General features: G+C 60.7%; 23 protein-coding genes. 9 read left to right on the top strand and 14 right to left on the bottom strand.

Annotated features, from left to right (window positions below; all coding sequences use genetic code 11):
• Positions 1 to 3: 3 nt before the first annotated feature.
• Positions 4 to 360: a phosphatase PAP2 family protein gene (locus ACIQUH_RS08035; protein WP_400813565.1), complete on the bottom strand. Its 357-nt coding sequence runs from the start codon at positions 358 to 360 to the stop codon at positions 4 to 6.
• Here ACIQUH_RS08035 and ACIQUH_RS08030 point away from each other — a divergent pair.
• A complete protein-coding gene (locus tag ACIQUH_RS08030) occupies positions 323 to 721 on the top strand; it encodes a DUF535 family protein (protein WP_400813564.1) in 399 nt (132 codons plus the stop codon). The two genes, ACIQUH_RS08035 and ACIQUH_RS08030, sit on opposite strands and share 38 nt — an antisense overlap.
• A 102-nt stretch (positions 722 to 823) precedes the next feature.
• Positions 824 to 1,978 (top strand): iron-containing alcohol dehydrogenase, encoded by a 1,155-nt coding sequence (locus tag ACIQUH_RS08025; protein ID WP_400813563.1) that lies wholly within the window; start codon positions 824 to 826, stop codon positions 1,976 to 1,978.
• A 41-nt stretch (positions 1,979 to 2,019) separates the two neighbouring features.
• On the opposite strand, the gene ACIQUH_RS08020 is transcribed toward ACIQUH_RS08025, so the two are convergent.
• From ACIQUH_RS08020 to ACIQUH_RS08000, 5 genes are all read right to left on the bottom strand, one after another.
• The gene (locus ACIQUH_RS08020) at positions 2,020 to 3,300 is read right to left on the bottom strand and encodes a TRAP transporter large permease (protein WP_400813562.1); all 1,281 of its coding nucleotides are present in this window, start codon (positions 3,298 to 3,300) and stop codon (positions 2,020 to 2,022) included.
• Between the two features lie 2 nt (positions 3,301 to 3,302).
• Positions 3,303 to 3,869 (bottom strand): TRAP transporter small permease, encoded by a 567-nt coding sequence (locus ACIQUH_RS08015; RefSeq protein WP_400813561.1) that lies wholly within the window; start codon positions 3,867 to 3,869, stop codon positions 3,303 to 3,305.
• Positions 3,870 to 3,993: 124 nt separating this feature from the next.
• Positions 3,994 to 5,088, bottom strand: coding sequence for a DctP family TRAP transporter solute-binding subunit (locus ACIQUH_RS08010; RefSeq protein ID WP_400813560.1), 1,095 nt, complete (start codon positions 5,086 to 5,088; stop codon positions 3,994 to 3,996).
• Positions 5,089 to 5,164: 76 nt separating this feature from the next.
• Positions 5,165 to 5,932, bottom strand: coding sequence for an SDR family oxidoreductase (locus ACIQUH_RS08005; RefSeq protein WP_400813559.1), 768 nt, complete (start codon positions 5,930 to 5,932; stop codon positions 5,165 to 5,167).
• 13 nt (positions 5,933 to 5,945) lie between these two features.
• The gene (locus ACIQUH_RS08000) at positions 5,946 to 7,145 is read right to left on the bottom strand and encodes a mandelate racemase/muconate lactonizing enzyme family protein (RefSeq protein ID WP_400813558.1); all 1,200 of its coding nucleotides are present in this window, start codon (positions 7,143 to 7,145) and stop codon (positions 5,946 to 5,948) included.
• A gap of 217 nt (positions 7,146 to 7,362) precedes the next feature.
• Here ACIQUH_RS08000 and ACIQUH_RS07995 point away from each other — a divergent pair, with 217 nt between their 5' ends.
• Positions 7,363 to 8,082 carry a FadR/GntR family transcriptional regulator gene (locus ACIQUH_RS07995; RefSeq protein WP_400813557.1) on the top strand — a complete coding sequence of 240 codons (720 nt, stop codon included), beginning with the start codon at positions 7,363 to 7,365 and terminating at the stop codon, positions 8,080 to 8,082.
• A 123-nt stretch (positions 8,083 to 8,205) separates the two neighbouring features.
• On the opposite strand, the gene ACIQUH_RS07990 is transcribed toward ACIQUH_RS07995, so the two are convergent.
• Entirely contained in the window at positions 8,206 to 9,726 is a 1,521-nt protein-coding gene (locus ACIQUH_RS07990; protein ID WP_400813556.1) for an MFS transporter, read from the bottom strand.
• 130 nt (positions 9,727 to 9,856) lie between these two features.
• On the opposite strand from ACIQUH_RS07990, the gene ACIQUH_RS07985 reads away from it, so the two are divergent.
• The gene (locus ACIQUH_RS07985; protein WP_400813555.1) at positions 9,857 to 10,711 is read left to right on the top strand and encodes a LysR family transcriptional regulator; all 855 of its coding nucleotides are present in this window, start codon (positions 9,857 to 9,859) and stop codon (positions 10,709 to 10,711) included.
• A 21-nt stretch (positions 10,712 to 10,732) separates the two neighbouring features.
• Here the strand turns inward: ACIQUH_RS07985 and ACIQUH_RS07980 are convergent, their stop codons facing one another.
• A complete protein-coding gene (locus tag ACIQUH_RS07980) occupies positions 10,733 to 11,344 on the bottom strand; it encodes a 3'-5' exonuclease (RefSeq protein WP_400813554.1) in 612 nt (203 codons plus the stop codon).
• Between the two features lie 67 nt (positions 11,345 to 11,411).
• On the opposite strand from ACIQUH_RS07980, the gene ACIQUH_RS07975 reads away from it, so the two are divergent.
• The 3 genes from ACIQUH_RS07975 to ACIQUH_RS07965 are packed head-to-tail and all read left to right on the top strand — an operon-like array spanning position 11,412 to position 14,879.
• Positions 11,412 to 12,521, top strand: a complete 1,110-nt coding sequence (locus ACIQUH_RS07975) for a PspA/IM30 family protein (protein WP_400813553.1) — start codon at positions 11,412 to 11,414, stop codon at positions 12,519 to 12,521.
• The gene (locus ACIQUH_RS07970) at positions 12,521 to 13,174 is read left to right on the top strand and encodes an OB-fold-containig protein (protein WP_400813552.1); all 654 of its coding nucleotides are present in this window, start codon (positions 12,521 to 12,523) and stop codon (positions 13,172 to 13,174) included. The genes ACIQUH_RS07975 and ACIQUH_RS07970 overlap by 1 nt, the downstream gene beginning before the upstream one ends.
• 13 nt (positions 13,175 to 13,187) lie before the next feature.
• Positions 13,188 to 14,879 (top strand): flotillin family protein, encoded by a 1,692-nt coding sequence (locus ACIQUH_RS07965; RefSeq protein ID WP_400813550.1) that lies wholly within the window; start codon positions 13,188 to 13,190, stop codon positions 14,877 to 14,879.
• 142 nt (positions 14,880 to 15,021) lie between these two features.
• On the opposite strand, the gene ACIQUH_RS07960 is transcribed toward ACIQUH_RS07965, so the two are convergent.
• On the bottom strand, positions 15,022 to 15,573 hold the full coding sequence (locus tag ACIQUH_RS07960) for a TetR/AcrR family transcriptional regulator (RefSeq protein ID WP_400813549.1): 552 nt from the start codon (positions 15,571 to 15,573) through the stop codon (positions 15,022 to 15,024).
• A gap of 78 nt (positions 15,574 to 15,651) precedes the next feature.
• Here ACIQUH_RS07960 and ACIQUH_RS07955 point away from each other — a divergent pair, with 78 nt between their 5' ends.
• Together ACIQUH_RS07955 and ACIQUH_RS07950 are read left to right on the top strand one after the other, a co-directional pair.
• Complete coding sequence (locus ACIQUH_RS07955; RefSeq protein WP_400813548.1) at positions 15,652 to 16,521, top strand: alpha/beta fold hydrolase; 870 nt, start codon at positions 15,652 to 15,654, stop codon at positions 16,519 to 16,521.
• Between the two features lie 189 nt (positions 16,522 to 16,710).
• Positions 16,711 to 17,493: a pyrroline-5-carboxylate reductase gene (locus ACIQUH_RS07950; protein ID WP_400813547.1), complete on the top strand. Its 783-nt coding sequence runs from the start codon at positions 16,711 to 16,713 to the stop codon at positions 17,491 to 17,493.
• A 50-nt stretch (positions 17,494 to 17,543) separates the two neighbouring features.
• On the opposite strand, the gene ACIQUH_RS07945 is transcribed toward ACIQUH_RS07950, so the two are convergent.
• From ACIQUH_RS07945 to ACIQUH_RS07925, 5 genes are all read right to left on the bottom strand, one after another.
• Complete coding sequence (locus ACIQUH_RS07945; RefSeq protein WP_400813545.1) at positions 17,544 to 19,142, bottom strand: MFS transporter; 1,599 nt, start codon at positions 19,140 to 19,142, stop codon at positions 17,544 to 17,546.
• Positions 19,139 to 19,579, bottom strand: coding sequence for a DoxX family protein (locus ACIQUH_RS07940; RefSeq protein WP_400813544.1), 441 nt, complete (start codon positions 19,577 to 19,579; stop codon positions 19,139 to 19,141). Before ACIQUH_RS07940 ends, ACIQUH_RS07945 begins: the two co-directional genes overlap by 4 nt.
• Positions 19,580 to 19,769: 190 nt before the next feature.
• Positions 19,770 to 21,752 carry an amidohydrolase family protein gene (locus ACIQUH_RS07935; protein WP_400813542.1) on the bottom strand — a complete coding sequence of 661 codons (1,983 nt, stop codon included), beginning with the start codon at positions 21,750 to 21,752 and terminating at the stop codon, positions 19,770 to 19,772.
• Positions 21,752 to 22,042, bottom strand: a complete 291-nt coding sequence (locus tag ACIQUH_RS07930) for a XapX domain-containing protein (RefSeq protein ID WP_400813541.1) — start codon at positions 22,040 to 22,042, stop codon at positions 21,752 to 21,754. The genes ACIQUH_RS07935 and ACIQUH_RS07930 overlap by 1 nt, the downstream gene beginning before the upstream one ends.
• A gap of 73 nt (positions 22,043 to 22,115) precedes the next feature.
• Positions 22,116 to 22,805 (bottom strand): hydrolase, encoded by a 690-nt coding sequence (locus ACIQUH_RS07925; protein ID WP_010973478.1) that lies wholly within the window; start codon positions 22,803 to 22,805, stop codon positions 22,116 to 22,118.
• Positions 22,806 to 22,918: the final 113 nt, after the last annotated feature.

Raw genomic sequence — 22,918 nt, 5'->3', positions numbered from 1 at the left:
GCTTCATTGTTCGGCAAGCGGCCTTGTTTCTGCGGCGGGCCGCGTCCCGCCGACCTTGCGCGAGAAGGCGGCGTCGATCGCCTGCCGATTGTTCATGAATGGCCTGTGGAGCAGAAGAAACACCGCAAACATCAAAGGCCATGCAATCAGCACATCGGAGAGGAAGTGGGAGCCCATTGCCACCCTGTTGAGGGAGACAAGTACGATAAACGGCACCAGTATGGCAGTGCCGATCAGGCGAAACCTCTCCGGCAGGAGGAGGATAAAAGCCAGAAGGGCGACTGCGGACGCGCTTTCACCGGAAGGGAAAGAACAATTTCGGATGCAGCCGCCATCAATGGAAATTGTCGTTGGCGGCATGCAGGGCCCCCGCGCCGCGAAAGAGCAAATGGTGTCGGTGACGCGCGATCTCTCGGGACTTCGCCCCAAGGAGGCTGCACTGATGGTTCTGCAAGGTCTCGCCTGCGAGGGTGCGGGTCGCTACTTCGCTGTCGCCCACTCCAGACACCCCATCCGCTACCGTCGCGCCCGACGGCAAAAAATGATGGTTTCGGACATCGATACCTTCTGGCGGGAGCGCTCTGCCGAGCCGGACGACATGTTCGGTTTCAAAGTGCCGTTCTCCAACCTTGAGGGGGAAGATAAACGCAGCCATATGAAGTTGTCTTTTTTCAACCTAGGCAAACGCTTTCCCGAAAGCACAGCGAACGAAAGCGCCTGAAAATCCCCTTGAAAAAGGCTCGTGGCGAAAAGACCTTGTCGTCATGCGCCAGCCGCATCACTATCAGCCTCTCGTCAAATGGCATCAGTGAAAGGCGGCAGAATGTCCACGTTCACCTTCGCAACCGTCCCGCGAATCATTGCGGGACCGGGCAGCATCTCGAGGATTTCAGAGCTTAGCACCCTGCTCGGGCCGCGTGTCCTGGTGGTTTCGGACGACGGTGTCGTCAAGGCGGGGCTTGTTCAGCCGGCCCTCGACGGCCTGGTGGAAGCCGGCTCTGAAACATCAATCTTCGCAGGCGTTGTTGCCGATCCGCCGGAAGCGACCATCCACGCCGCCGTGGCGCAGGCGAACGGGTTCGGCGCAACCGGCGTGCTGGGCATCGGTGGCGGCTCGTCGCTCGATGTCGCAAAACTTGTCGCGCTTCTCGCCAGAAGCGGCGAAGCGCTCGAGAACATATACGGCGTCGGCAAGGTGACGGGAGAGCGTCTGCCGCTGGTGCTCGTGCCGACAACGGCGGGGACGGGATCGGAAGTCACGCCCATCTCGATCGTTACAACCGGGGCAGACCAGAAAAAGGGCGTCGTATCGCCGGTTCTGTTACCGGATGCAGCCTTGCTGGACGCAAGGCTGACAATCGGCCTTCCTCCGGCCGTCACCGCGGCAACGGGAATTGACGCGATGGTTCATGCCATCGAGGCCTTCACGTCTGTAAGCCCAAACAACAATCCGGTTTCCCGTGCCCTTGCAAAGGAAGCTCTGCGGCTTCTCGGGGCAAATATCGCAACTGCCGTCGGTAACGGAACTGATCTTGCAGCGAGACAGGCGATGCTGCTCGGCGCGATGCTGGCGGGCCAAGCCTTCGCCAATTCCCCCGTCGCTGCCGTTCATGCGCTCGCCTATCCCATCGGCGGCCGGTATCACGTTCCGCACGGCCTTTCCAACAGCCTGGTTCTGCCGCATGTCTTGCGCTTCAACGCGATGGCATGCGGCGATGCTTATACGGAACTGGCGCCGTACCTCTTTCCGCATCTTGATTCTGCCGATCAAGCCGGCCGGCTTTCCGGCTTCATCGAAGGACTGACGCTGATGCCCGAGCGTCTCAACCTGCCCGTCCGGCTGCGAGAGGTGGGAATTCCCCGGAACGCGCTTCCCCTGCTGGCCGAAAGTGCGATGGAACAGACCCGGCTCCTCGTCAACAATCCACGAACGGTGTCGCTGGCGGATGCCGAAAGAATCTACGAAGATGCCTGGTAGGCTGGCACCCTGCCCTCCTCGCCACCGTCAGGGGCACCCGATCATTTCGACATCATCGCCAATGGCCAAAGGACGATTTGCGGAAAGATGACGAGTAGCACAAGGACCGCGATCTGGGCGATCATGAAGGGCACCACACCCTTGATGACGCCGGACATCGGAACGCGTGCCACCCCGCAGACGACATTGAGCACGGTGCCGACCGGAGGTGTTACCAGCCCGATTGCATTGTTCATGATGAACAATACCCCGAAATAGACCGGATCTATTCCTGCCTGCTTGACGATCGGCATCAGCACCGGAGTCAAGATCAGAACCGTCGGTGTGAAGTCCATCGCCGTGCCGACGATGAGGACGATCACCATGAGGATCGCCATCAGGACAATCTTGTTATCCATGAATGGCTGAACCATGTCGGCCAATTGCTGCGGAATGTTCGCGGTCGTGATGAGCCAGGCGGAAACACCGGCAGCGGCAACGAGGAACATGACGACGGCGGTGGTTTCGGCCGCGCGATACATCAGCCCGAACAGGTCGGAGAGCTTGATCTCGCGATAGACAAAGACGCCGACGAACAGGGAATAGACCGCCGCTATCACCGCCGCTTCGGTCGGCGTGAAGGCGCCGATCTTCAGGCCGCCGATGACGACGACAGGCATGACGAGCGCCCAAAGCGCCTTGCGTGTCTCGCTCAGTCGCTCGGCAAGGTTCCGTCTGGGTTCGACACCGGGATTGTCGCGGCCGATGCTCCAGCGCCAGGCCAGCATGATGGCAAGGCCCATCAGGATTCCGGGCACGATGCCGGCCAGAAAGAGTTTGGTGATGGATACGCCGCCAGCGACACCAAAGATGATCATGCCGACCGAAGGCGGGAGCACCGGCGCGATGATGCCGCCGCAGGAGATGAGACCGCAGGAACGATTGATGTCGTAGCCGGCATTGCGCATCAGCGGGATGAGCACGGATGCAAGTGCCGCCGCATCGGCAACCGCCGAGCCGGAAAGCGACGCCATGACAATGGCGGCCAGAACCGCGACATAACCGAGACCGCCGCGAATATGTCCGATCCACGCCATGGCCATGGTGATGATGCGCCGGGTCATGCCGCCGGCATTCATCAGTTCGCCGGCCAGCATGAAGAAAGGAACGGCAAGCAGGGGAAAGCTGTTGGCGCCGTCCCACATGTTCTGGATGACGATCTGCGGATCGGTGATGCCCATGTAGAACATCATCACGAGACCGCACCCGATCAGCGCGAACGCCACCGGCATGCCGAGCGCCATCAGGCCAAGAAGCGACCCTATGAAGACAAAAACGATCATGATCAGCGTCCCTTCTGCTCGTCGGTCGCGCGTGCCGCCTGAAGCCCCTCATCGAGGCCTTCCTCATGCACGTCGATCAGTTCGTCATCGGCAATGTTTCCCATGGCCAGCCGCACGAGGTTCGACAGGCAGATCAAAGCGATTGCCGCGCCGGTCACGTAGCTGACGCCATAGACCCACAGCATGCTGATCTCCGCGACCGGAGATTGCGTGATTTTCAGGATGTCGTGCTGGAGCCAGGTGCCGTAGAAGATGAAGGCGGCGCAGATGAGCATCACCACCTGGCTGATTGCCCAGCACAGTTTTCGCCCAAGGACCGGCAATGTCTGCACGACAATATCGACACCCAGATGGCTGCGTCTGTGCAGGCCGATGATCCCGCCGAGGAAGGTCATCCACACGAAGGCGAACCGTGGAAGCTCCTCCGAAATGTCGATACCGGTGTTAAAAAACAGACGTAAAACGACATTGCCGAAGACCATCACAAGCATTGTGGCCATGCAGAGTACAAGGATGATCTCAATCGCGCGGTAAAAACCGCCGACGCCTGCATCCAGAAATGCGCGCATTTTCCTCTCCCCAGCGAGACGGCCGCCGCATTCGATGTGCAGCGCCCCTCGCAGATTTCACAGTTCCGCTCAAAACGCGGCGGTGGCGAGCCGGCATCCGGCCGGCCCGCTGGCGATAACGGTGTTATTTTCTGTGTTTGGCGATCTCGGCATAGAACTGGTCGACGAACTCGGCGCCGATCACGTCCCTCGCCTTGGTAACGACCGGCTCTATCGCCGTGCGAACCGCATCGAGTTCCGCCTGCGGCATCACGGTCGCCGACATACCCTCGGCCTCGAGTTTCTTCAGGGCTTCGCCGGCATCGCGCAATTCGGCCTCCCGCTGGAAGGTGCGCGTTTTCTCCGCTGCAGCCTGAACGGCAGTCTGCTGTTCCGGCGTCAGCGAATCATGGAACTTCGTGGAAGAAAGCAGCGCCACCGGCGTATAGACGTGGTTGGTGACTGTCAGATATTTCTGCACCTCGAACATCTTGTTTGCATACATGTCCACGAAAGGATGCTCGTAGCCATCGAGCGCTCTTGTTTCCAGCGCCGTATAGACCTCGGTGAACGCCATGGGCACGGCGTTCATGCCAAGCGCCTTGAAGCTTGCGAGCGCCATGGGGCTTTGCATGACCCGGACCTTCAGCCCCTTCATATCGGCGAGCGATGCCACCGGGTGCTTGCTGTTCGACAGATTGCGGAACGCGCCACCGGCCCACACAAGGCCGTGGATTTTCATGTCGGCAAGGTTGTCGAGCAGGCGCTTTCCCTGTGGACCGTCGAGCACGTCCGCCGCCTCGGCATCGGTCGCGAACAGGAAAGGAATGTCGAAGATTTGAAGTTCCTTCTCATGGGTGGCGATTGGCGCGAGTGCACCCATGTAGAAGTCGATGGTTCCCGACTGGAGCGCCATCAGCATCTTTTCTTCGGAGCCGATCGCGGAATTGCCGAAGACATCGACTTTCACGCTGCCGCCGGTTGCCTTCGCCACTTCCTCGGCAAAATATTTCATCGCCGCCGAGCGTGGATGGGTGTCGGCGAAGCCATGGCCGAGTTTTGCCACCTTCACGTCCTGCGCAAAGATCGGCGTCACCGGCATGGCGGCAAAAGCAATCGCCGCACATAGGCCGACACCGAATCCGCGCCGCACCCTATCCTGCGTGACGCCCGTGCCGAAGCACGATGCCAGATATCGTTTTCCCGCGCCCAATGCGCGCTTCATCGATAAGAGTTTCATGTTGCTCCTCCCTTTGGTTTTACTGGAACCCGTCACGCTCTCCCTAAGCGTGACGAAACGAATTGCGAGCGTTCGCCTACAGCACGGAGATCATGCCGCCATCGGCATAGACGATCTGGCCATTGACGTAATCGGACGCGGCAGACGCAAAATAGATGACGGTTCCCGCCAACTCCTCCGGCCGGCCCCAGCGCCGCGCCGGCGTGCGCGCCTTGACCCAGGCGTCAAATTCCGGGTTGGCGAGCAGGGCCTCGTTCATATCCGTGATCATGTAACCGGGGCCGATCGCATTGGCCTGAATGCCCTTTTCGGCCCACTCGGCCGCCATGGCCTTGGTCAGCATCTTGATGCCGCCTTTCGCCACGGTGTAAGGCGCGACCGTTGCCCGGGCGAGTTCGGAGGTCAGCGATCCTATATTGATGATCTTGCCAGAACCGCGCTCGGCCATCCGTCTGGCCGCCTCCCGGCCGACAAGGAAGGCCGACGTCAGATTGGTATCGATCACCCGGCGCCAGTCGGCGGTCTCCAGCTCAAGCATCGGCTTGCGAAACTGGATACCGGCATTGTTGACGAGGATATCCACCCGGATACCGTCCCGGTCGAACCGCTCGAAGGCTACGATGACAGCGGCTTCGTCGGTCACGTCAAACGCCGCCGTCAGCACGTCGCGGCCGGCCGAGCGCATCGCCGCAGCCGCCTCTTCCAGTCGGGCGGCGTCGACGCCGTTGAGGATCACCCGGGCACCGGCATTCGCCAGCCCCTCGGCAAAGGCCCTTCCCAAACCGCGGGACGAGCCGGTGATCAGTGCCGTCTTGCCGCTGAGATCGAAAAGTGAAACGCTCATGACGATTTCCCTCTCAGAGTTCGGACATACGGACCGTGAGATCCGGGCGATCGAAGAAGGACGGTTGCAGTTCGGTACCGAGACCGGGGCCTTCCATCGGATAAACGAAGCCGCCCTCGATTCGCGGAACCTCCGTCACCAGTTCGCGATACCAGCCCTTGTAAAAGGCGCGCACGCTTTCCTGTATGAGGGTATTGGGCTGCGAAAAGCTCATGTGAATGGCGGCGGCAAACCCGACCGGGCCGATGCAATCATGCGGGGCAAAAGGCCGGTGATAGGTTTCCGCCATGGCCGCGATCTTGCGACCCTCGGTCAAACCGCCCGTCCAGCACAGGTCGGCCATGACGACATGGGCGGCGTCCCGGTCGAGATAGTCCTTGTAGGCAAAACGTGTGCCGAGCGTTTCGGAGGCGCAGGTCCATACGTCGGTAGAATGCGCATATTCGGCAAGCGCCTGCGGCGAATTCATCCGTATCGGATCTTCGTACCATGTGGGCTTGAAGGGTTCGAGCGCCCGTGCGATCTGCTTGGCAACCGGCAGGTTCCACAGCGAATGGAACTCGACCATGATATCCATCTTGTCGCCGACGGCCTTGCGGATCAGCTCGAACGGCTTGATCGCCGTTTTCATCTGTTCCGCCGAGATGAACAGGCCGCGGTTTTCCATCGCCGGAGGATCGAACGGCCAGATCTTCATGGCCGTGATGCCGTTCGACAGCAGATCTTCGGCCAGTTCGCCCGCCCGGTTCATGAAACCGTCCAGATCCTCGTAAGGGCCGGCCTCTTCCCCGAGATTCCAGGTATCGACCGGCTTGATCTTCTTCGTCCGCACATAGCGGCTTCCGGCACAGGTATTGTAAACGCGCATCTTCTCCACGCAGAGCCCGCCCAGCATCTGGTGAACGGGCTGCCCGCATACCTTGCCGAACAGATCCCATAGCGCGATGTCGATTGCGGAGGCGGCCCGATGTTCCGCTCCCGTCGAAGCGTGAGCCATGGGGAGGTTGAGCATTTCCCGGTGAAGGGCCTCGATATGGAGCGGATTGCGGCCCACCAACCGGCTCGCCAGCGTATCGTGAATATGGGCCTCAACGGCCGCCGCCCCGTAAAAGGTTTCGCCGAGGCCGGTGATGCCCTGATCTGTCTCCACATGCACCCAGAGAACGTTGGAGAACTCTTCTGCACGAAAAGTCTTGATCGCAGTTATTTTCATCATCGCTTCCGTTCACTCTGCCCGACCTCAGCCAAGCCACCATTTCAGCGGGAAAACCGCAGAGACAAAGGAAGTCCATCGATCGCATGCGAGAGCATGCGGCCCTGTTTTTCCATCAAAGTCACGCTGACGTTTCTTTCCGCCCGATTTTTATGGCAGAATTTCTGCCAGTCTCTTATAATGCTGTCAACCAAAATTATGAAAGCAGTATCCCGAAATGGCAAAAGATGTAGTACAGGTTTATGAAGAAGAGATAGGCCTCGTTGAACGGGCCATTGTCGACGTGCGCGCCTATATGCGCGAAAACCAGCTTCGGCCGGGCAGCCCCATGCCAAGCGAAACAGCCATGGCCGCGAAGCTCGACGTTTCCCGATCCGTGGCGCGAGAGGCCTTTCGCGCCCTTGCCGCGCTTGGAATCTTGGAGGTCAGTTCCGGCCGCCGGGCGCGTGTTGCGGCACCGGATGCGGTGCCGCTCAGCATGATTCTCGATCACACCGTGACAATGAAACAGCTCAGCGTTCAGCAGGTTCTGGACGTTCGGCGCACGCTTGAGTTGCGCACGGCGAGCCTTGCATCGCTGCGCCGGACGGATGCGCAGGCGCGGGAACTTCTCCAGATTGTGGAGGACATGTTCAACGCGCTCGAAACACCGGAGGTGGTGATGGAGCTCGACATTCGCTTCCACGAACTGATCGCCCAGGCTTCGGGCAATTCTCTCTATGGAATCATCGTAGGCTCTTTCCGCGTCGTAACGCAGCAGACCTGGCATATCGGGTGGCGCAGCCGCGCCACGCTGGAGAACCGCATGGAAAACATTCGTTGCCATCAGAGGATCGCTGAAGCGATCAACCACCAGAATCTGGAGATGGCGGAGGCCGCCATGACTGAGCATTTCGACTCGGCCGTCGGCGTCCTGCTTCGAGCGGGCGTCAACTGACGAAAGCATGATGCGAGATGTTTGAGCCCAGCTTTAATGGGGCGTCCTTATCATCCGCATCAAGGAATGCGGCTACGGGATCAACCAGAAGACCATCGCCAAGTGACGGAGGAGGTCCGCACCCTAACCCTGGGCAAGCTTCCGCGCCGGGCCGAAGATCATGAAGCTGATGGCGGCCAGTAGCCAGACACTGATGCCGGCATAGAGCATGACCAGACCGAACCCGTCTGCAAGCGCCCGATGGACGAGCGCCTCCGAAACACCCTGTGCCGAGGCGCCGGCAGTTCCCGCCGCGATCTTTTCCGCGAGCGACTGCAACGCATGCATATCCGCACCTGATGGCAGGCTTGCCCGAAGCGAAGCCCGGACGCCCTCGACCAGAATAAAGCCCATGATCGGGATGTTGATGGCGAGCGAAATCATGCGCGCACTCATGTCGATGCCAGAGGCCATGCCGGAACGGGCGGGGGAAACCGAACCGGTGGTGGTGTTGGTGACTGGCGTATTGGTCAGCCCGAGCCCGATGCCCGCAAGGATGCAGCCGGGCAGCATGGTGAGCCAGCTCGCATTTTCGATACCGCTTCCCAATTTCATCAGCATGAAACCGAGGCCGATGGTGAACAGCCCGGCCGGAATGACGAGGCGCGGCTGATAGCGCAAGGACAGGCGCTCCGCCAGCGGCGGCATCACCAGCGCCGGCAGCGTATAGGCAAGCAGGCCGAGGCCGGCGGTGACGCTGTCATAACCGAGGCCCGCCTGAAACCAGATCGGCAGATAGATCATGAAAGGCCAGAAGCTGATGTTCATCGCCGCCGAGCCGATGATCGCCCCGGAAAAAGGCCGGATGCGGAACACGGAGAAGTCGAACATCGGTCTTGAACTAAGCTTTTCAGCAATCACGAAGGCAATGAAGCTCGCAGCCGCAACGCCGAGGATCAGGAGTGCCGCCGGGCTCACAAAACCGAGCGCGGGTCCCTGCGTGATGAAAAAGGCAAGGCAAAAAACGGCAATGGAAAGGGTGACCATGCCGGCAAGATCGAGACGCGCCGCTTCCGGATCGCGCGATTCTCCGACACCGCCCGCGGCGAGCAGCCATGTTCCCGCGCCAAGCGCGACGTGAACGAGGAACACCCATTCCCAGCTCCACAGCGCAACGATGGCGCCGCCGATGATCGGGCCGAAACCCAGCCCCACGCCCGAGACGATGCCCCACCAGCCGAACGCCATGCCGCGTTCACGGGCCGTACGGAACTGATGCGACAGGATGGCGATCTGACACACCAGCATCGCCCCGCCGCTCAATCCCTGAAGGAAACGGGCGCCGATCAGCACGGAGACATTTTCCGTCATTCCGCAGGCCAGAGAGGAAAGCGCGAAAGCGACGATGCTGGCGATGAAGACACGTTTGCGGCCGAAGCGATCAGCAAGCGCTCCCGTTGCCATCAGCACCATCGTCACGCCGATCGTATAGGCATTCATGATCCACTGGAGTTGCCGGAAATCCGCGTGCAGCACCTGTTCGAGTGTTGGCAGGATCGCCGGAACGCTGGAAATTTCCAGTCCGAACATCAGGGCGGAGAGACAGACGGCAGCCAACGCCATGGCGCTTCTGCTGCTTGCTGGTGCGGTAACGGCAAGGGTCATTCTTCAACCTTTCATGGCTCGGCCCGCAACTGCGAAAACCGATCTGTGGAGGAGGCACGCTAGACAAAGCTTGACCATAACTGAATTGGATGATTGGCTATTTCAGAGACAACAAATCGGAATTATCGAGATGAGCACGCTGGATGTGGATGCCGTCGAGGCCTTCGTCACCATCGCCGATCTGCAGAGCTTCACCCGTGCTGCCGAAGCGCTCGGCACCACCCAGGGCGCCATCAGCGTCAAGCTCAAACGGCTGGAGGACAGGCTCGGCCAGCGGCTGCTCGAACGCACACCGCGTTCGGTGCGGCTGTCAGCGCAGGGTGCGGTGTTTCTGGCACCCGCCCGCGAGTTTCTCGCCGCACATGATCGGGCGCTTGCGGGCCTCTCCTCCCCGCGCCGCCGCTTCGGCCTTGGCATTGCCGCCCATGTGGCAGGACCGGAGGTTCCGACGCTGCTTGCACGCCTCAACGACCATGACCCCGGGCTTACGATTGAAGTGCGCATGGATCATTCCCGATCCCTGCTGGATGCCTTTGACCGTGGGGAGATCGATGCGGCAATCATCCGGCGCGAGGACGACCGGCGCGACGGCGAGGTGCTTGGGCCGGAACATTTCGGCTGGTATGCAACCCCGCAATTCGAACATCGTCAGGGTGAACCGCTGCGGCTGGCGGCGCTCTCGCCGGCCTGCGGCGTGCGTGACATCGCCACCCGTGCCCTGGACGCGGCTGCGATTGCATGGACGGAAGTATTTCTCGGCGGCACATCGTCGATGGTGACTGCAGCCGTTTCGGCAGGGCTTGCGATTTCCGCCTTTTCCTGCCGTCTGGCCCCACCCGGCACGGTCGAGGTCAGCGAGCGTTTCGGTCTGCCACCCCTGCCCTCCACGGAAATCATCATGTTCTCGACCCTGACGGACAGCAGATCCCGGGAAGCGCTACGCACGCTCGCCGCCGCCTTTCGGGAACATCGGCCGGGATCGTGACGCAAACCCGCCCGGCACCGGCTAGGCGCCGAACACGTCCGGCTTCAGCTTTCCGCCCCTCAGGAGATGTTGCAGGGCATAAGAAACCGAAAGCGCATCATCGAGCGCATCGTGCCCCCGCAACGGCGGATGCTCGACACCATAATAATCGGCCAGCCTGTTGCTCGGCGTTTTTGCCAGCTCCTCCACCGGCATTCCCGCTGCAAGCAGAAGTCTGACGGCGTTGTCGAAACGCTCGGCAGGGATGGGCGGCTTTATGCCGGCGACATAACAGCTGATCGCCACCATATTCAGCTCGTCCTTGCCCCATGACCAGCATTGGGCGCCTTCAGAAAAACTGTCGAAGCTTGAAAGGGCCTCCTGCAAGGAAATTCCCTCCGCTTCGATGATCTCCTCGGTGATACCTGTCAGCCCGGTGAAAAAGGGATCGATCGCATATCGTCTGCCATGGCGGTCGATCGGACATATATAGGCCTTATAGGTCCCAAGAAGCGGAAAATCGTCCTCCAGCCCGAGCCTGACGGCGCCAATCTGCGCGATGACCGGATCGGGATCATGGGCGGCACACCAGAACCTGCGCTGGGAGCCCTCCAGGCAGAGGAATTCACAATCGAATATGATTGCCTTTTTCACAAACCAACCTCCCGTTTTGCACGGATCAACCCTTGAAAGCACAAATGAAGTGCTTTATATATTTCACATGAGCACGAAACTTCTGTCCAACGTTATCCTGGCACTCAATCTTTCGGAGGGGAACCGCTCTTCTCTCGAAGAAACGCTCCTTGCCTATCGTCGTGCGATGGCGATCCTTGACCAGACTGAAGGCGCCAATCTCGTAGCCTTGCACGCGGCAGCTTATGAAGAGATCAGGATCAAGACCAGCCTTCCTTCCCGCATGGTGACGCTGGCCCTGCGCGACCATAGCCAGCGCGATCCGCAAGAGCCGGTGCGGGACATTCCGCTCGACAGCAAGCTCTTTTCGGTCAAGGGGCCGGACACGGTGAGCATCGCAACCCTCTCGGGTCGCGTCGTGGTGCCCTATACCGTCCGTGGCTATCACGACGGCTGGAATGACTTTTCAGAAGCGCGCCTTGTGTTCGAGGGCGAATCCATCAGCATCCATGCCGGGATAAAAACCGGCTTTCAACCAAACCGGGAGGCTTCGATGAACAATGAAGGTATTCTTGGCAGGCTCGGGCGTGTCATCGCCGGTGTCATGAACAATGCTGTCGATGCGGCGGAGGCATCCAATCCGGTTGCGGTCGCCCAGCAGGCGGTGCGGGAAATCGCACAGATCGCCGATGAGGCCCGATCCGCACTCGGCGTGGCGGTCGCAGCCGGCCATCGCCTGAAAGCCAAGGCTGCCGATCTCGACGAAGAAATTCGCGACCTTGACGACAAGATCCGGATCGGACTTGAAAACGGCCGCGAGGATCTGGCCCGTGCGGCAACCGGGCTGCAGATCGATCTGGAAGCACAGCGGGAAGCGCTGAACAAGGCGATACTCGAGAATGCCGCCGAAATTGCCGAGGCGGAAACCACATTGCGCAGCATCGCCTCCGCAAAGGCGGATGCGCAAAAGCGGCTTGAGGACGCCAAGCGCGCCGAACGCATCACGCCGGCAACCGATACGACCCCATCCCAGCGCAACGACCGCCGTCTGGCTGACGCGCTCGACGCCATCGAAAGAGTAACCGGCACCCCCGCCAAGCCCAATAACGGTGCGGCGGAGGTTGAGGAGCTCGGCCGGATGCAGCGCCAGAGCGCCATCGAAGCACGGCTCAAGGCATTCCGCGAGGGACAGCGCTGATGGAGAGCATTGTCCAGCCAGGCACTGCTCCCTTCTGGATCGCCTTGCTGACGGTCGCCGGTCTCGGCATCGTCGAACTCGTGTCGGTTCTTCTTGGAGTATCGGCTTCGGGACTGCTCGACGACAACTTCAGTTACCACGCGCCCGGCGATGCTGAGGCGGGGTTACTCGGCAGCTGGATGTCCTGGCTCAATGCGGGCGGCGTGCCGCTTCTCGTTCTGGCAGTCATCCTGCTCTCGGCTTTTTCCGTCGCCGGGTTCTTCCTCCAGGGGATCGCTTCCGCAACGCCGCTCGGGCCATTGCCGTCCTATCTGGCCATGACCGGTGCCATTGCCGCCGCCCTGCCGGCCACGCGGTCACTCAGCCGCGCCGTTGCCAAGGTCATCCCACGGGATGAGACAAACGCGCTCGAGCAGACCGATTTTCTGGGACTCGTGGGCACAGTTACCATCGGGCCTCTGGATCAGGGCAAGCCCGGCACCGTGCGGGTCAAGGACCGGCACGAGAATATTCACTTCCTGCGCGCGCAGGCCGCATCCGGTCACACGATCAATACGGGTGCGCAGGTACTGATCGTCGACGGTGCGGACGGGCTTTTTCAGGCCATTCCCGCACCGCCGGACCTGGAAATTCACCATAGCGGGCATCAATAGGGGCTAACTCACCATGGATTTCTTTTCTTTGAGCCTGATTGCGGGGGCCATTGTCACGGCCATCGTCGTCATCGGCATCATCATGACATCGCTTTACACGCGGTCGACACGCGACAAAGCCTATGTAAGGACCGGTCTCGGCGGTAAGAAAGTCGTTCTCGATGGCGGCGCCATCATCCTGCCGATCTTCCATTCCTATTCCTGGGTCTCGCTCAGCACATTGCGGCTGGAGGTGAAAAGATCCGAACATGAATCCCTGATCACCAAGGATCGCATGCGGGCTGACATCACCGCCGAATTTTACGTGCGGGTAAAGCCCGACGCAGAAAACATCGCACTTGCCGCCCAGACACTCGGTGACCGGACAAATGATGCCGACGCGCTGAAGTCACTGGTCGAAGCGAAATTTGTCGACGGTTTGCGTTCGGTTGCCGCGACCATGTCGCTGCGCGACCTTCAGGAGCAGCGCGCCGAATTCGTCAAATCCGTGCAGGCGGCCGTCGCGCACGATCTGCAGTCCAACGGTCTGGAACTGGAATCGGTCTCGCTGACACGGCTCGATCAAACCGATATCAAGCACTTCAATCCCAACAACTCGTTTGATGCGGAAGGCCTGACGGCGCTCACCCGGATCACCGAAGAGCGCAAGCGCGAACGCAACCAGATTGTCCGCGACAACGAAGTCGAAATTGCCACGAAGGACCGCGAAGCGGTGCTGCGGCGCCTGACCATCGAGCGCGAACAGCGTGATGCGGAACTGACGCAGGAGCGCGATATCGCCAACAAGACGGCGGAAACGCGGGCGGAAGCGGCAAAGGCCGAGCAGGCGGCCCGCCTCAACGAGGAAACGGCAAAGCTCGATACCGAGCGCGGTATCGCCGAACGGGACGCTCAAGCCCGCCAGGCGCGTGAAACTGCCCGCATCGAAGCCGAGCGCGGTATCGCCGAACGCGAGGCGGAAGCACGCAAGATCACCGAAACGGCGCGAATCGAAGCCGCTATCGCCGTGGCGCAGAAGGTGGAGCAGGAACAGGCCGCCCGCGCCAAGGCGGATGAAGCCAAGGCTTCCGCCATCACTGCGGAAGAACAGGTGGCAACCGCCCGCGAAGTGGAAATCGCCGAACGCGCCAAGCGTATCGCCGTGATCGACGCCCGCAAGGCGGCAGAGCAGGAAGCGACGGCCATCACGGTAAAGGCGGAAGCCGAACGGCAGGCCGCCGAAAACCTGGCTGCGGCCACCAAGATCGGTGCCGAAGCCGAGGCACAGGCCGCGAAAATCCGCGCCGAAGGCGTCATCGCGCTCGGCGATGCCGAAGCGCAGGCGGAACGCGCAAAGAACGATGCACGCAACGCGCTATCGGGCGACATCATCGCATTCGAACTCGCCCGTGCAAGGATCGCCATCATTCCCGAAGCACTTTCCGAGGCGATGAAGCCCATCGAGAAGATTTCCGATATCCGCATCTTCAGCGCCGGTAATCTGGCCGGCGCTCTCGGTGGCGGCGGCGACGCCAAAAACGGCAATGGCCTCGGCGATCTTTCGAGCCAGCTTCTCAGCTTCACTGCGCAAAAGCCGGTTCTTGACGAAATCCTCGCACAGGCCGGTTTCAAGGGTACGGACCCGACACAGGCGCTGTTGGCCGCATCAATCGCAAACGCTGCGGATCAGCCGGCATCAGAGAAACAGCAGCGCAAAGAGACGTAGAAAAGTCCTATCTTCTACGGCAACGACAACAAGCGCGGTCAGTCTCAAGGTGGCCGCGCTTTTCATTTGCCCTGCGGCACTCAGTGCGAGAAGCACCGATGGCTCAAATCAGGCCGCCGCATGAAAACGCACCGGCATACGCCTAGGCAGACGGCCGCAGGCTACTCTCCAGCGTCTCGAACGACGTGACATCCTGGCGCGCCAGTGAAACAACCCATGCGCCCTGCAGCCCGATCACCAGTCTTTCGGCATCGGTCTGCGGATCATGACTGCCCAGACGCCTTGCCTGAGCTGCTATCCTTGTGGTCCAGTCGTTGAGAACATCCGCACCGATCTGACGCAAATCGGGCTTTTCATCGCCGGCCTGAATGATGCTGAGCACCGGGCAGCCCATGATGCGGCCATTTTCCTGCGAAAGGCGGACTATCGCACGGCACAGCGCCACCGAGCCCGAGGCGAAGCTCTCCGCATCCTCGAAACTCGCATCGATCAGCTCAGCCACCTTCCGGCCCGCCCATCGTGTCGCCTCGGCGGCAAGCTGCTCCTTGCCACCGGGAAAATGATAATAAAGAGAGCCTTTCGGCAGGCCCGTCTCCGCGAGAATTTCAGCCAGTCCGACACCCGCATAACCGCGCCGCCGAAACAGCGCGGAGGTGGCCCGGATCAGGGCGTGGCGGTTCTTGCTTTCGTCCATTCGCCTGTTTTAAACGCTGTAGACCATTTGGTCCATAGATGTTATTAGACCAAACGGTCCAGGAAGAGCGAGGGACGGATGACAGATATTGCAGAGAGCCGGGAGATCAGCATTGTTTCGGAAGGACACAGGCTCGCCGGCCGGTTCTTTCCGCCCACGGGGCCAGCCCGCGCGCATCTTGTCCTTCACGGCGCAACAGGTGTTCCGGCGCGCTATTATCGCGCCTTCGCCACATGGGCGGCCGGTCGGGGCATCGGTGTCCTGACCTATGATTATCGCGATTTCGGCGCATCCCGACAACGCCCGGTCCGCGAAAGCCGGGCCACGATGGCCGACTGGGGAATTGCCGACCAGACGGCAGCGGAGGCCGCACTTTGCCAGATCGCACCGGAAGGCCCCCTCTGGCTGCTCGGCCATTCCCTTGGCGGGCTGACATTTGCGTTTCGAGGCCATGACGAACGGCTTGAGCGCGTCATCACCATCGGTTCGGGCTTTGCCCATGTCAGCGATCATCCTTGGACCTATCGGCCCACGGTCATCGCTTTCTGGTATCTGCTCGGGCCTGTCAGCACGACACTCGCGGGCTACCTTCCCGGGCGAAGATTGCTGCTGGGTGCGGATCTGCCCGCTGGAATCTACTGGCAATGGCGCCGCTGGTGCACGAGCCGGGATTTCTTCCGGCGCGATATCGGCAAATCACTGCCAGAACCGGATTTTTCCGCCACCCGCTTCGATCTGCGCATGATGACAATGGCAGACGACGTGGTGGTGCCGCCCGCCGCCGTCTGGCGTTATGCCGACGTTTTCCCGCAGGGAAGCGTCAGCCGCAGAACCTTGCATCCGGAAGAATTCGGTCTCACCTCGCTGCGCCATATCGAGGTCATGTCAGAGCGTGCGGCACCGGCATGGCCGGCGATATTGGGGCTGGAGGAAGCGGATGCGCATTGATTTTGCGAGGCTATACTACCCCCGTTCCGGCTTGTGACCGCATCGACTAGCCGGCACCCGACCGATCACGACGCCACCTCGACCGCAAATTGACATACCCTCCTTGTCGACAATTCCGGGCGGAAAATCTAGCATTGCGCGAAAACGACCGATGCCTCTGTCGGTTTCCCTCACCGCTACGGAGCAATCATGTCCCTTCCCCAGAAAATCGGTTTTATCGGCACAGGAGCCATCACGGACGCCATGGTAAGGGGCCTGCTCGCCAGGCCCGCCGCCGTACCGCATGTCATGGTGTCACAACGCAGTGCCGATATCTCGGCGAGACTCGCCGCCGATTTCCCGCAGGTGATCGTTTCGGGCGATAACCAGGCGATCATCGATGGCTGCGATACCGTCGTGCTGGCTATCCGGCCGCAGATCGCTGAAGAAGTCATCCGGCCGCTGCGGTTCCGGGACGGGCAGAAGATCGTCAGCGTCGTTGCCGCAACCGGCCGCGAGGCGCTTCTGGACTGGATCGGGGCGGATGTGCGTCTCAGCCAGGCGATCCCGCTGCCCTTCGTTGCCCGGCGCAAGGGCGTCACCGCCATTTATCCTGCCGATACGGACACAGCTGCGATTTTCAACGTGCTGGGCAATGCGGTGGAATGCGAGACCAAGGCGGAATATGATCTTCTGGCGGCCGCCAGCGCCCTGATGGCCACCTATTTCGGCATCATGCAAACGACGACGGAATGGCTTGCCGAGAACGGTCTGCCGGAAGAAAAGGGGCGCGCTTATCTTGCACCCCTCTTCGCCGGCCTCTCCGAGGTGGCCCTGCTTGCCGGCACCAAGGCGGATTTCATCGATCTCAGCCGCGAATTCGCCACCAGGGGCGGCCTCAATGAGCAGGTATTGCTGGACTTCGACAGCAAGGGCGGCTCCGGCGCGCTGAGAGATGCATTGAGCCGCGTGTTGGCGCGGATTGCGCGATAGTCGGTCGCAACGGCAACAATAAAAAAGGGGCCTTTCGGCCCCTTTCTGTTTCACGCCTTCCCCGGACGGTTGATTGTGAGGAAGTGCCGCACGACAGGCTTTTCCAGCCCGGAATGATAAGCCAGCACTTTGCCCTGCAAATCCGCATCGGCATTGGAAACCCGCTTGTGCTGGCGCAGATGCTCGGCCCAGGATTCCACCATGAACCATTCGACGATCTTCTGCGGATCGGCGGAGTCCTCCGTCACGCCCCAGCCATAGGCGCCATCGCGTCGGCGCTCCTGGGAAAGCTCGTCCAGTGCATGCAGGAAAGCGGAGCGGTGATGCTTTTCGACATTATATTCGATCAGGATCAGAACCGGGCCGCGGTCATGGGCCACCGGCTCGGCAACGAGCGGTTCCGGCCAATGGTTGGAGGGCACCATATCCGCATCACCCGCAGGCAGTTTCAGGCGATGCATGACGAGGCCGGCGATGAAGAGACCGGCTGCACCGATCAGCAGCGTGCCCGGCACACCTGCGGCTTCACCTACAGCGCCCCAGCCAATGCTGCCCGCCGTCATCGCACCATTAAAGACAGTGAGATAGACCGCCAGACCACGACCCCGGACCCAGTTCGGCAGGATTGCCTGGGCTGCACCATTCAGCGTCGTCAGTGCGGTGATCCAGGCACCGCCGAGGAACAGCAGGATGATGATGGCAAGCCATTTCGGCGGTGCGAATGACAGCCCGGCCATGACGAGCGCGGTGATGATGGCGGCACCCAGAAGCAGGCCATCGGCATCGAAACGGGCGCGCAGCTTCGGCATGACAAGCGCACCGCCGATCGCACCGGCCCCGACGGCGCCGAGCAGAATGCCGTAGAAACTCGCATCTCCACCCAGCAATTGCCGGGCGACCAGCGGCAGCAGCGCCCAGACGGCACTGGCGAAAGCAAAGAAGATCGCAGCCCGCAGCAGGACGACATGCAGCGGCCGGCTGGCGCGGGTGTAACGGAGACCTGCCCGGAATGCGCCAAAAAAATTCTCCTGCAGCGCATCATTGGCGTTCTTGGCTCGCGGCCACCACAGAAGAGCGGCGATGACAACGAAATAGCTGGCGACATCGGCACCATAGGTGAAGGCCGCACCGAAGGCCGCAAGCAGGATACCGCCGGCCGCGGGACCGATGGAACGGGCGATGTTGATGCCGAGCGAGTTCAGCGCCACGGCGCTTTTGACATCCTCGCGTTTCACCAGTTCCGGCACGATCGCCTGCCAGGTCGGCCCCATCAGTGCCGCACCGATGCCACCGAGAAAGGTGAGGCCGATCAGGGCGCTGACGGACAACATGCCGGTATGGGCGAGAACCATAAGGGTGACGCTGACCGAGGCCAGTAGTAGCTGGACCGCGATCAGGAATTTGCGGCGGTCGAGAATATCCGTCAGCACGCCGGCTGGGATCGCCAGAAGAAAGATAGGCAGGGTTCCGGCCGCCTGGACCAGGGCGACCGCCGCCGGTGATGCCGAAAGATCGGTCATCAACCATGAACTGGCGACGTCACGCATGAAGCTGCCGGTATTGCCGAGCACCGTCGCGGCCCAGAGGACGGCGAAAACCGGTTGCGCGAGAGGAGCAAAGCTGCTCGCGGAGGATTTTGCGGCACTCATTTGCCTGTTCCTTTCGTGAGATCGATTGCAGCGACGATGATGAAGGCACCGGCAAGGCCAAGATGCTCGAAGAAGGCATTTGTGGCCATCATGCGGTCCATGCCGGGCGCCATTTCCCAGAAGCGTAGGGCGATAAAGGTGGCCAGAAGCGTGAAGCCAGAGAGCGCCAGAGCACCCGCCCAGCGCAGGAAGCCCGATACCACCATGGCGGAGGCGGTGAGTTCAAAAATAATGACAAAGACGGCAAATGCCGCCGCCGGCTGCAGGCCAAAATGGTTCATTTCCGCGATCGCACCGGGGAAATCGAAAATTTTGGTGAGCGGCCCCTGAATATAGGCCGAACAAAGCGCCAGAAGAGCCACGGTTCGTGTGACGGGCGCGGCGACGATTTGAGCAAGAAGCCCGCGAAGGCGAAGGGTGGAAGATGGGTCGGTCATTTTAATGCTCCTGCGATCTGGCCGTCGATGTGTGCGGCGCTGCGTTCATCTGATGGAGCGATATTGGCGCAAAGGATTGCCGCCAACAATTGCATCAATAGTTTCGATATAATTGCATAATCTGCAATATTCTTTGGCAGGTAACGGGCGGCGGCGTGCGCCGCCCGCTGGATTTCCTTGCCGATCAGGCTCAGACCGCCCAGCAGGAGCAGCCCAAAGCGCCGAAGAAGCCTTTCAGATCGGCAATCGGCAGTTTCGATGTCCAGGCGCCGGCATGGTCGTGGCCATGAACGCCGCAATCACTGGCGCAACCGCAGGAGGTGATGGCGGCGCGTCTCAGCGAGTTCTTTCCGGCACCCTGCGGCTCGCCCCAGGCGGCATAACCGCCGAAGGTGCGAACCGGCGACCAGTCGGGCATGGCGGGCGGAATGTTGCTCTCATCGAGCGCCTTGAAGTCACCGGCGCCATAAACGATCTTGCCACCCACCATGGTCAGTTCCGAGGTCAGGAAGGAGATTTCATCTTCCGCGCAGGAGAAATAATCCTTGTCCGGCACGACGAGATCGGCGAACTGCCCTTTCTCGATACGGCCCTTCTTCCCTTCTTCGTTGGAGAACCATGTGACTTTTTCGGTCCACATGCGCAACGCCGTCTCGCGGTCGAGGCAATTGGCGCGCGGATAAAGCTGCATGCCGCCCACCGTCTTGCCCGTCACCATCCAGAACAGCGACACCCAAGGATTATAGGAGGCAACGCGCGTTGCATCCGTGCCCGCCGAAACGTTTACGCCCTTTTCCAGCATTCGCGCGATTGGTGGCGTCGCCTCTGCGACGCCCTGGCCATAACGTTCCACGAAATACTCGCCCTGATAGGCCATGCGGTGCTGGGTGGCGATGCCGCCACCAAGGGCGGCGATGCGGTCGATGGAGCGATCGGAGATGGTTTCGGCATGGTCGAAGAACCAGTTCAATCCTTCGAGCGGGATATCCCGGTTGACCTTTTCGAACACATCAAGCGCCCGGGAGATGGTCTCGTCATAGGTGGCGTGCAGACGCCAGGGCCAGCGGTTTTCCGCCAGAATCCGAACGACATCTTCGAGCTCGCCTTCCATCTCCGGTGGCATATCGGGCCGCGGCTGACGGAAATCCTCGAAATCGGCAGCGGAAAAGACCAGCATTTCACCCGCACCATTATGCCGGAAATAATCGTTGCCCTGCTTGTATTTGACCGATGACGTCCAGTTGAGGAAGTCCTCTTTCTCCTGCTTCGGCTTCTGCGTGAAGAGGTTGTAGGCCAGCCGAACCGTCATCTGGTTCTCATCCGACAGCTTCTGGATCACTTCGTAGTCGTCAGGATAATTCTGGAAGCCGCCACCGGCGTCGATCACGCCGGTCACACCCAGCCGGTTCAACTCACGCATGAAGTGGCGGGTGGAATTGACCTGATAGTCGAGGGGCAGTTTCGGCCCCTTGGCAAGCGTCGAATAGAGGATGCCGGCATTCGGCTTGGCGAGCAGCAGACCCGTGGGATTGCCGTTGGCATCGCGGGTGATCTCGCCGCCGGGCGGGTTCGGCGTATCCCTAGTATAGCCCACGGCACGCAGGGCTGCGCCGTTCAGCAGCGCCCGGTCATAGAGATGCAGAAGGAAGACCGGCGTATCCGGCGCCACCGCATTGATTTTCTCGATGGTCGGCAGACGCTTTTCGACGAATTGATGCTCGGTGAAACCACCGACGACGCGCACCCATTGCGGGGCCGGCGTGATTGCCACCTGGCGCTTCAGCATATCCATGGCATCGGAAAGCGAGCGAACGCCGTCCCAGCGCAGCTCCATGTTGAAGTTCAGGCCACCACGAATGACGTGGGTGTGGTTGTCGATCAGGCCGGGCAGCACACGCTTGCCCTTGAGGTCGATGATCTTCGTTTCCGGCCCGGCAAGGGCCATGACCTCGGCATCGCTTCCCACTTCAACAAACAGACCATCCTTGATGGCGACTGCCGTTGCATTCGGATTGCCGCGATCAAGTGTCGTGACGCGGCCATTGTGAAGGATGGTATCTGGATGCATGGACGAAGCTCCGCTCTTGATGGGATCAGCGGCCTTAGCCGGTGAAAACAGATTCGGAAAGGCGAGACTGGATGCCGCGCCGAGGAAAGTGCGTCGCGTCGGCATCAGCTTTTCTCCCGGTTGGTTGGCTGCTGTGTCTGCGCGAGATCAGTGGTTTCGGCACCACCCTTGGGCATGTGGCCGAACATGTGCGGCTTGATCTGGTTGAGCCACGAGACGGCGGCCGGTTCCCTGTCGATGATCGTCCTTGCGAAGGGGATGATCTGTTCTCCGACCAGAATGCCCAGCAGGCCGACAAGCGCAATGACGGGCGGCGCGGGGGAACGCACGTTGAGCAGGCTGTAGACGATGCCGACCAGCAGGCCGGCGCCAAGCGACAGAAGATAGACTTTCATGGAAACCTCCTTTGGATGGATAAAGCCGCGCCGGCCGGGATACTGATCCCGCCGGCGCGGCATGGTCGAAAGCTTATTTCGCGGGGTTCGGGCCGATGCGCTTGCCGTGCTTGACGCGCTCTGCACCGCCATGGACATGGGTGACGGCATAATCGATGCCCATGCCGTAAGCGCCGGAATGTTCCTTCACCAGCGAGGTGACAGCGTCATAGGTTTCCTTGCGGGCCCAGTCGCGCTGCCATTCCAGCAGTACCTGCTGCCAGGTGACGGGAATGACGCCCGCCTGCACCATGCGGTCCATGGCATATTTATGCGCGTCGAGAGAGGTACCACCGGAGGCGTCCGCCACCATGTAGATCTCGTAGTCCGCGACATCATGCAGCGCCGAGAGTGCGAAGGTGGTGTTGCACACTTCCGTCCAGAGACCGGAGACAACGATCTTCCTGCGGCCGGTGGCGGCATTTTTCGCCAAGGCATCGCGAACATTCTGATCATCCCAGGAATTCATCGAGGTCCGTTCGAGAATATCGTTTTCCGGGAAGACCGCGAGCAATTCCGGGAAGGTATTGCCGGAGAAGCTTTCCGTTTCGACCGTGGTGATGGTTGTCGGGATGTTGAAGATCTTTGCCGCCTTGGCGAGGCCGACGACATTGTTCTTCAGGGTCTGGCGGTCGATCGACTGCACACCGAAAGCCATCTGTGGCTGCTGGTCGATGAAGATCAACTGGCTGTTGGCGGGGGTAAGGACTTCAAGCTTCGACATGGTGGTTCTCCGTTCAGGTGGTGATTGCCGGTCTACGGCGGTGAAATTGACAAGGCTTCACCGGTCGGCTGCCTCTGATCGGCAGCCGTCTTGAGAAGGCGGAATGATATGGT

The organism is Agrobacterium sp. NPDC090283 (genome assembly GCF_044769685.1).
Taxonomy (GTDB): Bacteria; Pseudomonadota; Alphaproteobacteria; order Rhizobiales; family Rhizobiaceae; genus Agrobacterium.
The sequence above is the reverse complement of the archived record's forward strand: the minus strand, read 5'-3'. Positions and strand labels throughout refer to the sequence as shown.

Excerpts from the sequence above, each read along its gene's own strand:
- ACIQUH_RS07950 (WP_400813547.1), top strand. The coding sequence starts at position 16,711 with ATGTCCCTTCCCCAGAAAATCGGTTTTATCGGCACAGGAGCCATCACG.
- ACIQUH_RS07970 (WP_400813552.1), top strand. The coding sequence starts at position 12,521 with ATGGAGAGCATTGTCCAGCCAGGCACTGCTCCCTTCTGGATCGCCTTG.
- ACIQUH_RS07940 (WP_400813544.1), bottom strand. The coding sequence starts at position 19,579 with ATGACCGACCCATCTTCCACCCTTCGCCTTCGCGGGCTTCTTGCTCAA.
- ACIQUH_RS07990 (WP_400813556.1), bottom strand. The coding sequence starts at position 9,726 with ATGACCCTTGCCGTTACCGCACCAGCAAGCAGCAGAAGCGCCATGGCG.
- ACIQUH_RS07995 (WP_400813557.1), top strand. The coding sequence starts at position 7,363 with ATGGCAAAAGATGTAGTACAGGTTTATGAAGAAGAGATAGGCCTCGTT.
- ACIQUH_RS08015 (WP_400813561.1), bottom strand. The coding sequence starts at position 3,869 with ATGCGCGCATTTCTGGATGCAGGCGTCGGCGGTTTTTACCGCGCGATT.
- ACIQUH_RS07925 (WP_010973478.1), bottom strand. The coding sequence starts at position 22,805 with ATGTCGAAGCTTGAAGTCCTTACCCCCGCCAACAGCCAGTTGATCTTC.
- ACIQUH_RS08025 (WP_400813563.1), top strand. The coding sequence starts at position 824 with ATGTCCACGTTCACCTTCGCAACCGTCCCGCGAATCATTGCGGGACCG.
- ACIQUH_RS08020 (WP_400813562.1), bottom strand. The coding sequence starts at position 3,300 with ATGATCGTTTTTGTCTTCATAGGGTCGCTTCTTGGCCTGATGGCGCTC.
- ACIQUH_RS08000 (WP_400813558.1), bottom strand. The coding sequence starts at position 7,145 with ATGAAAATAACTGCGATCAAGACTTTTCGTGCAGAAGAGTTCTCCAAC.
- ACIQUH_RS07960 (WP_400813549.1), bottom strand. The coding sequence starts at position 15,573 with ATGGACGAAAGCAAGAACCGCCACGCCCTGATCCGGGCCACCTCCGCG.
- ACIQUH_RS08030 (WP_400813564.1), top strand. The coding sequence starts at position 323 with ATGCAGCCGCCATCAATGGAAATTGTCGTTGGCGGCATGCAGGGCCCC.
- ACIQUH_RS08010 (WP_400813560.1), bottom strand. The coding sequence starts at position 5,088 with ATGAAACTCTTATCGATGAAGCGCGCATTGGGCGCGGGAAAACGATAT.
- ACIQUH_RS07945 (WP_400813545.1), bottom strand. The coding sequence starts at position 19,142 with ATGAGTGCCGCAAAATCCTCCGCGAGCAGCTTTGCTCCTCTCGCGCAA.
- ACIQUH_RS07935 (WP_400813542.1), bottom strand. The coding sequence starts at position 21,752 with ATGCCGACGCGACGCACTTTCCTCGGCGCGGCATCCAGTCTCGCCTTT.
- ACIQUH_RS07965 (WP_400813550.1), top strand. The coding sequence starts at position 13,188 with ATGGATTTCTTTTCTTTGAGCCTGATTGCGGGGGCCATTGTCACGGCC.
- ACIQUH_RS08035 (WP_400813565.1), bottom strand. The coding sequence starts at position 360 with ATGCCGCCAACGACAATTTCCATTGATGGCGGCTGCATCCGAAATTGT.
- ACIQUH_RS07985 (WP_400813555.1), top strand. The coding sequence starts at position 9,857 with ATGAGCACGCTGGATGTGGATGCCGTCGAGGCCTTCGTCACCATCGCC.
- ACIQUH_RS07975 (WP_400813553.1), top strand. The coding sequence starts at position 11,412 with ATGAGCACGAAACTTCTGTCCAACGTTATCCTGGCACTCAATCTTTCG.
- ACIQUH_RS08005 (WP_400813559.1), bottom strand. The coding sequence starts at position 5,932 with ATGAGCGTTTCACTTTTCGATCTCAGCGGCAAGACGGCACTGATCACC.
- ACIQUH_RS07955 (WP_400813548.1), top strand. The coding sequence starts at position 15,652 with ATGACAGATATTGCAGAGAGCCGGGAGATCAGCATTGTTTCGGAAGGA.
- ACIQUH_RS07930 (WP_400813541.1), bottom strand. The coding sequence starts at position 22,042 with ATGAAAGTCTATCTTCTGTCGCTTGGCGCCGGCCTGCTGGTCGGCATC.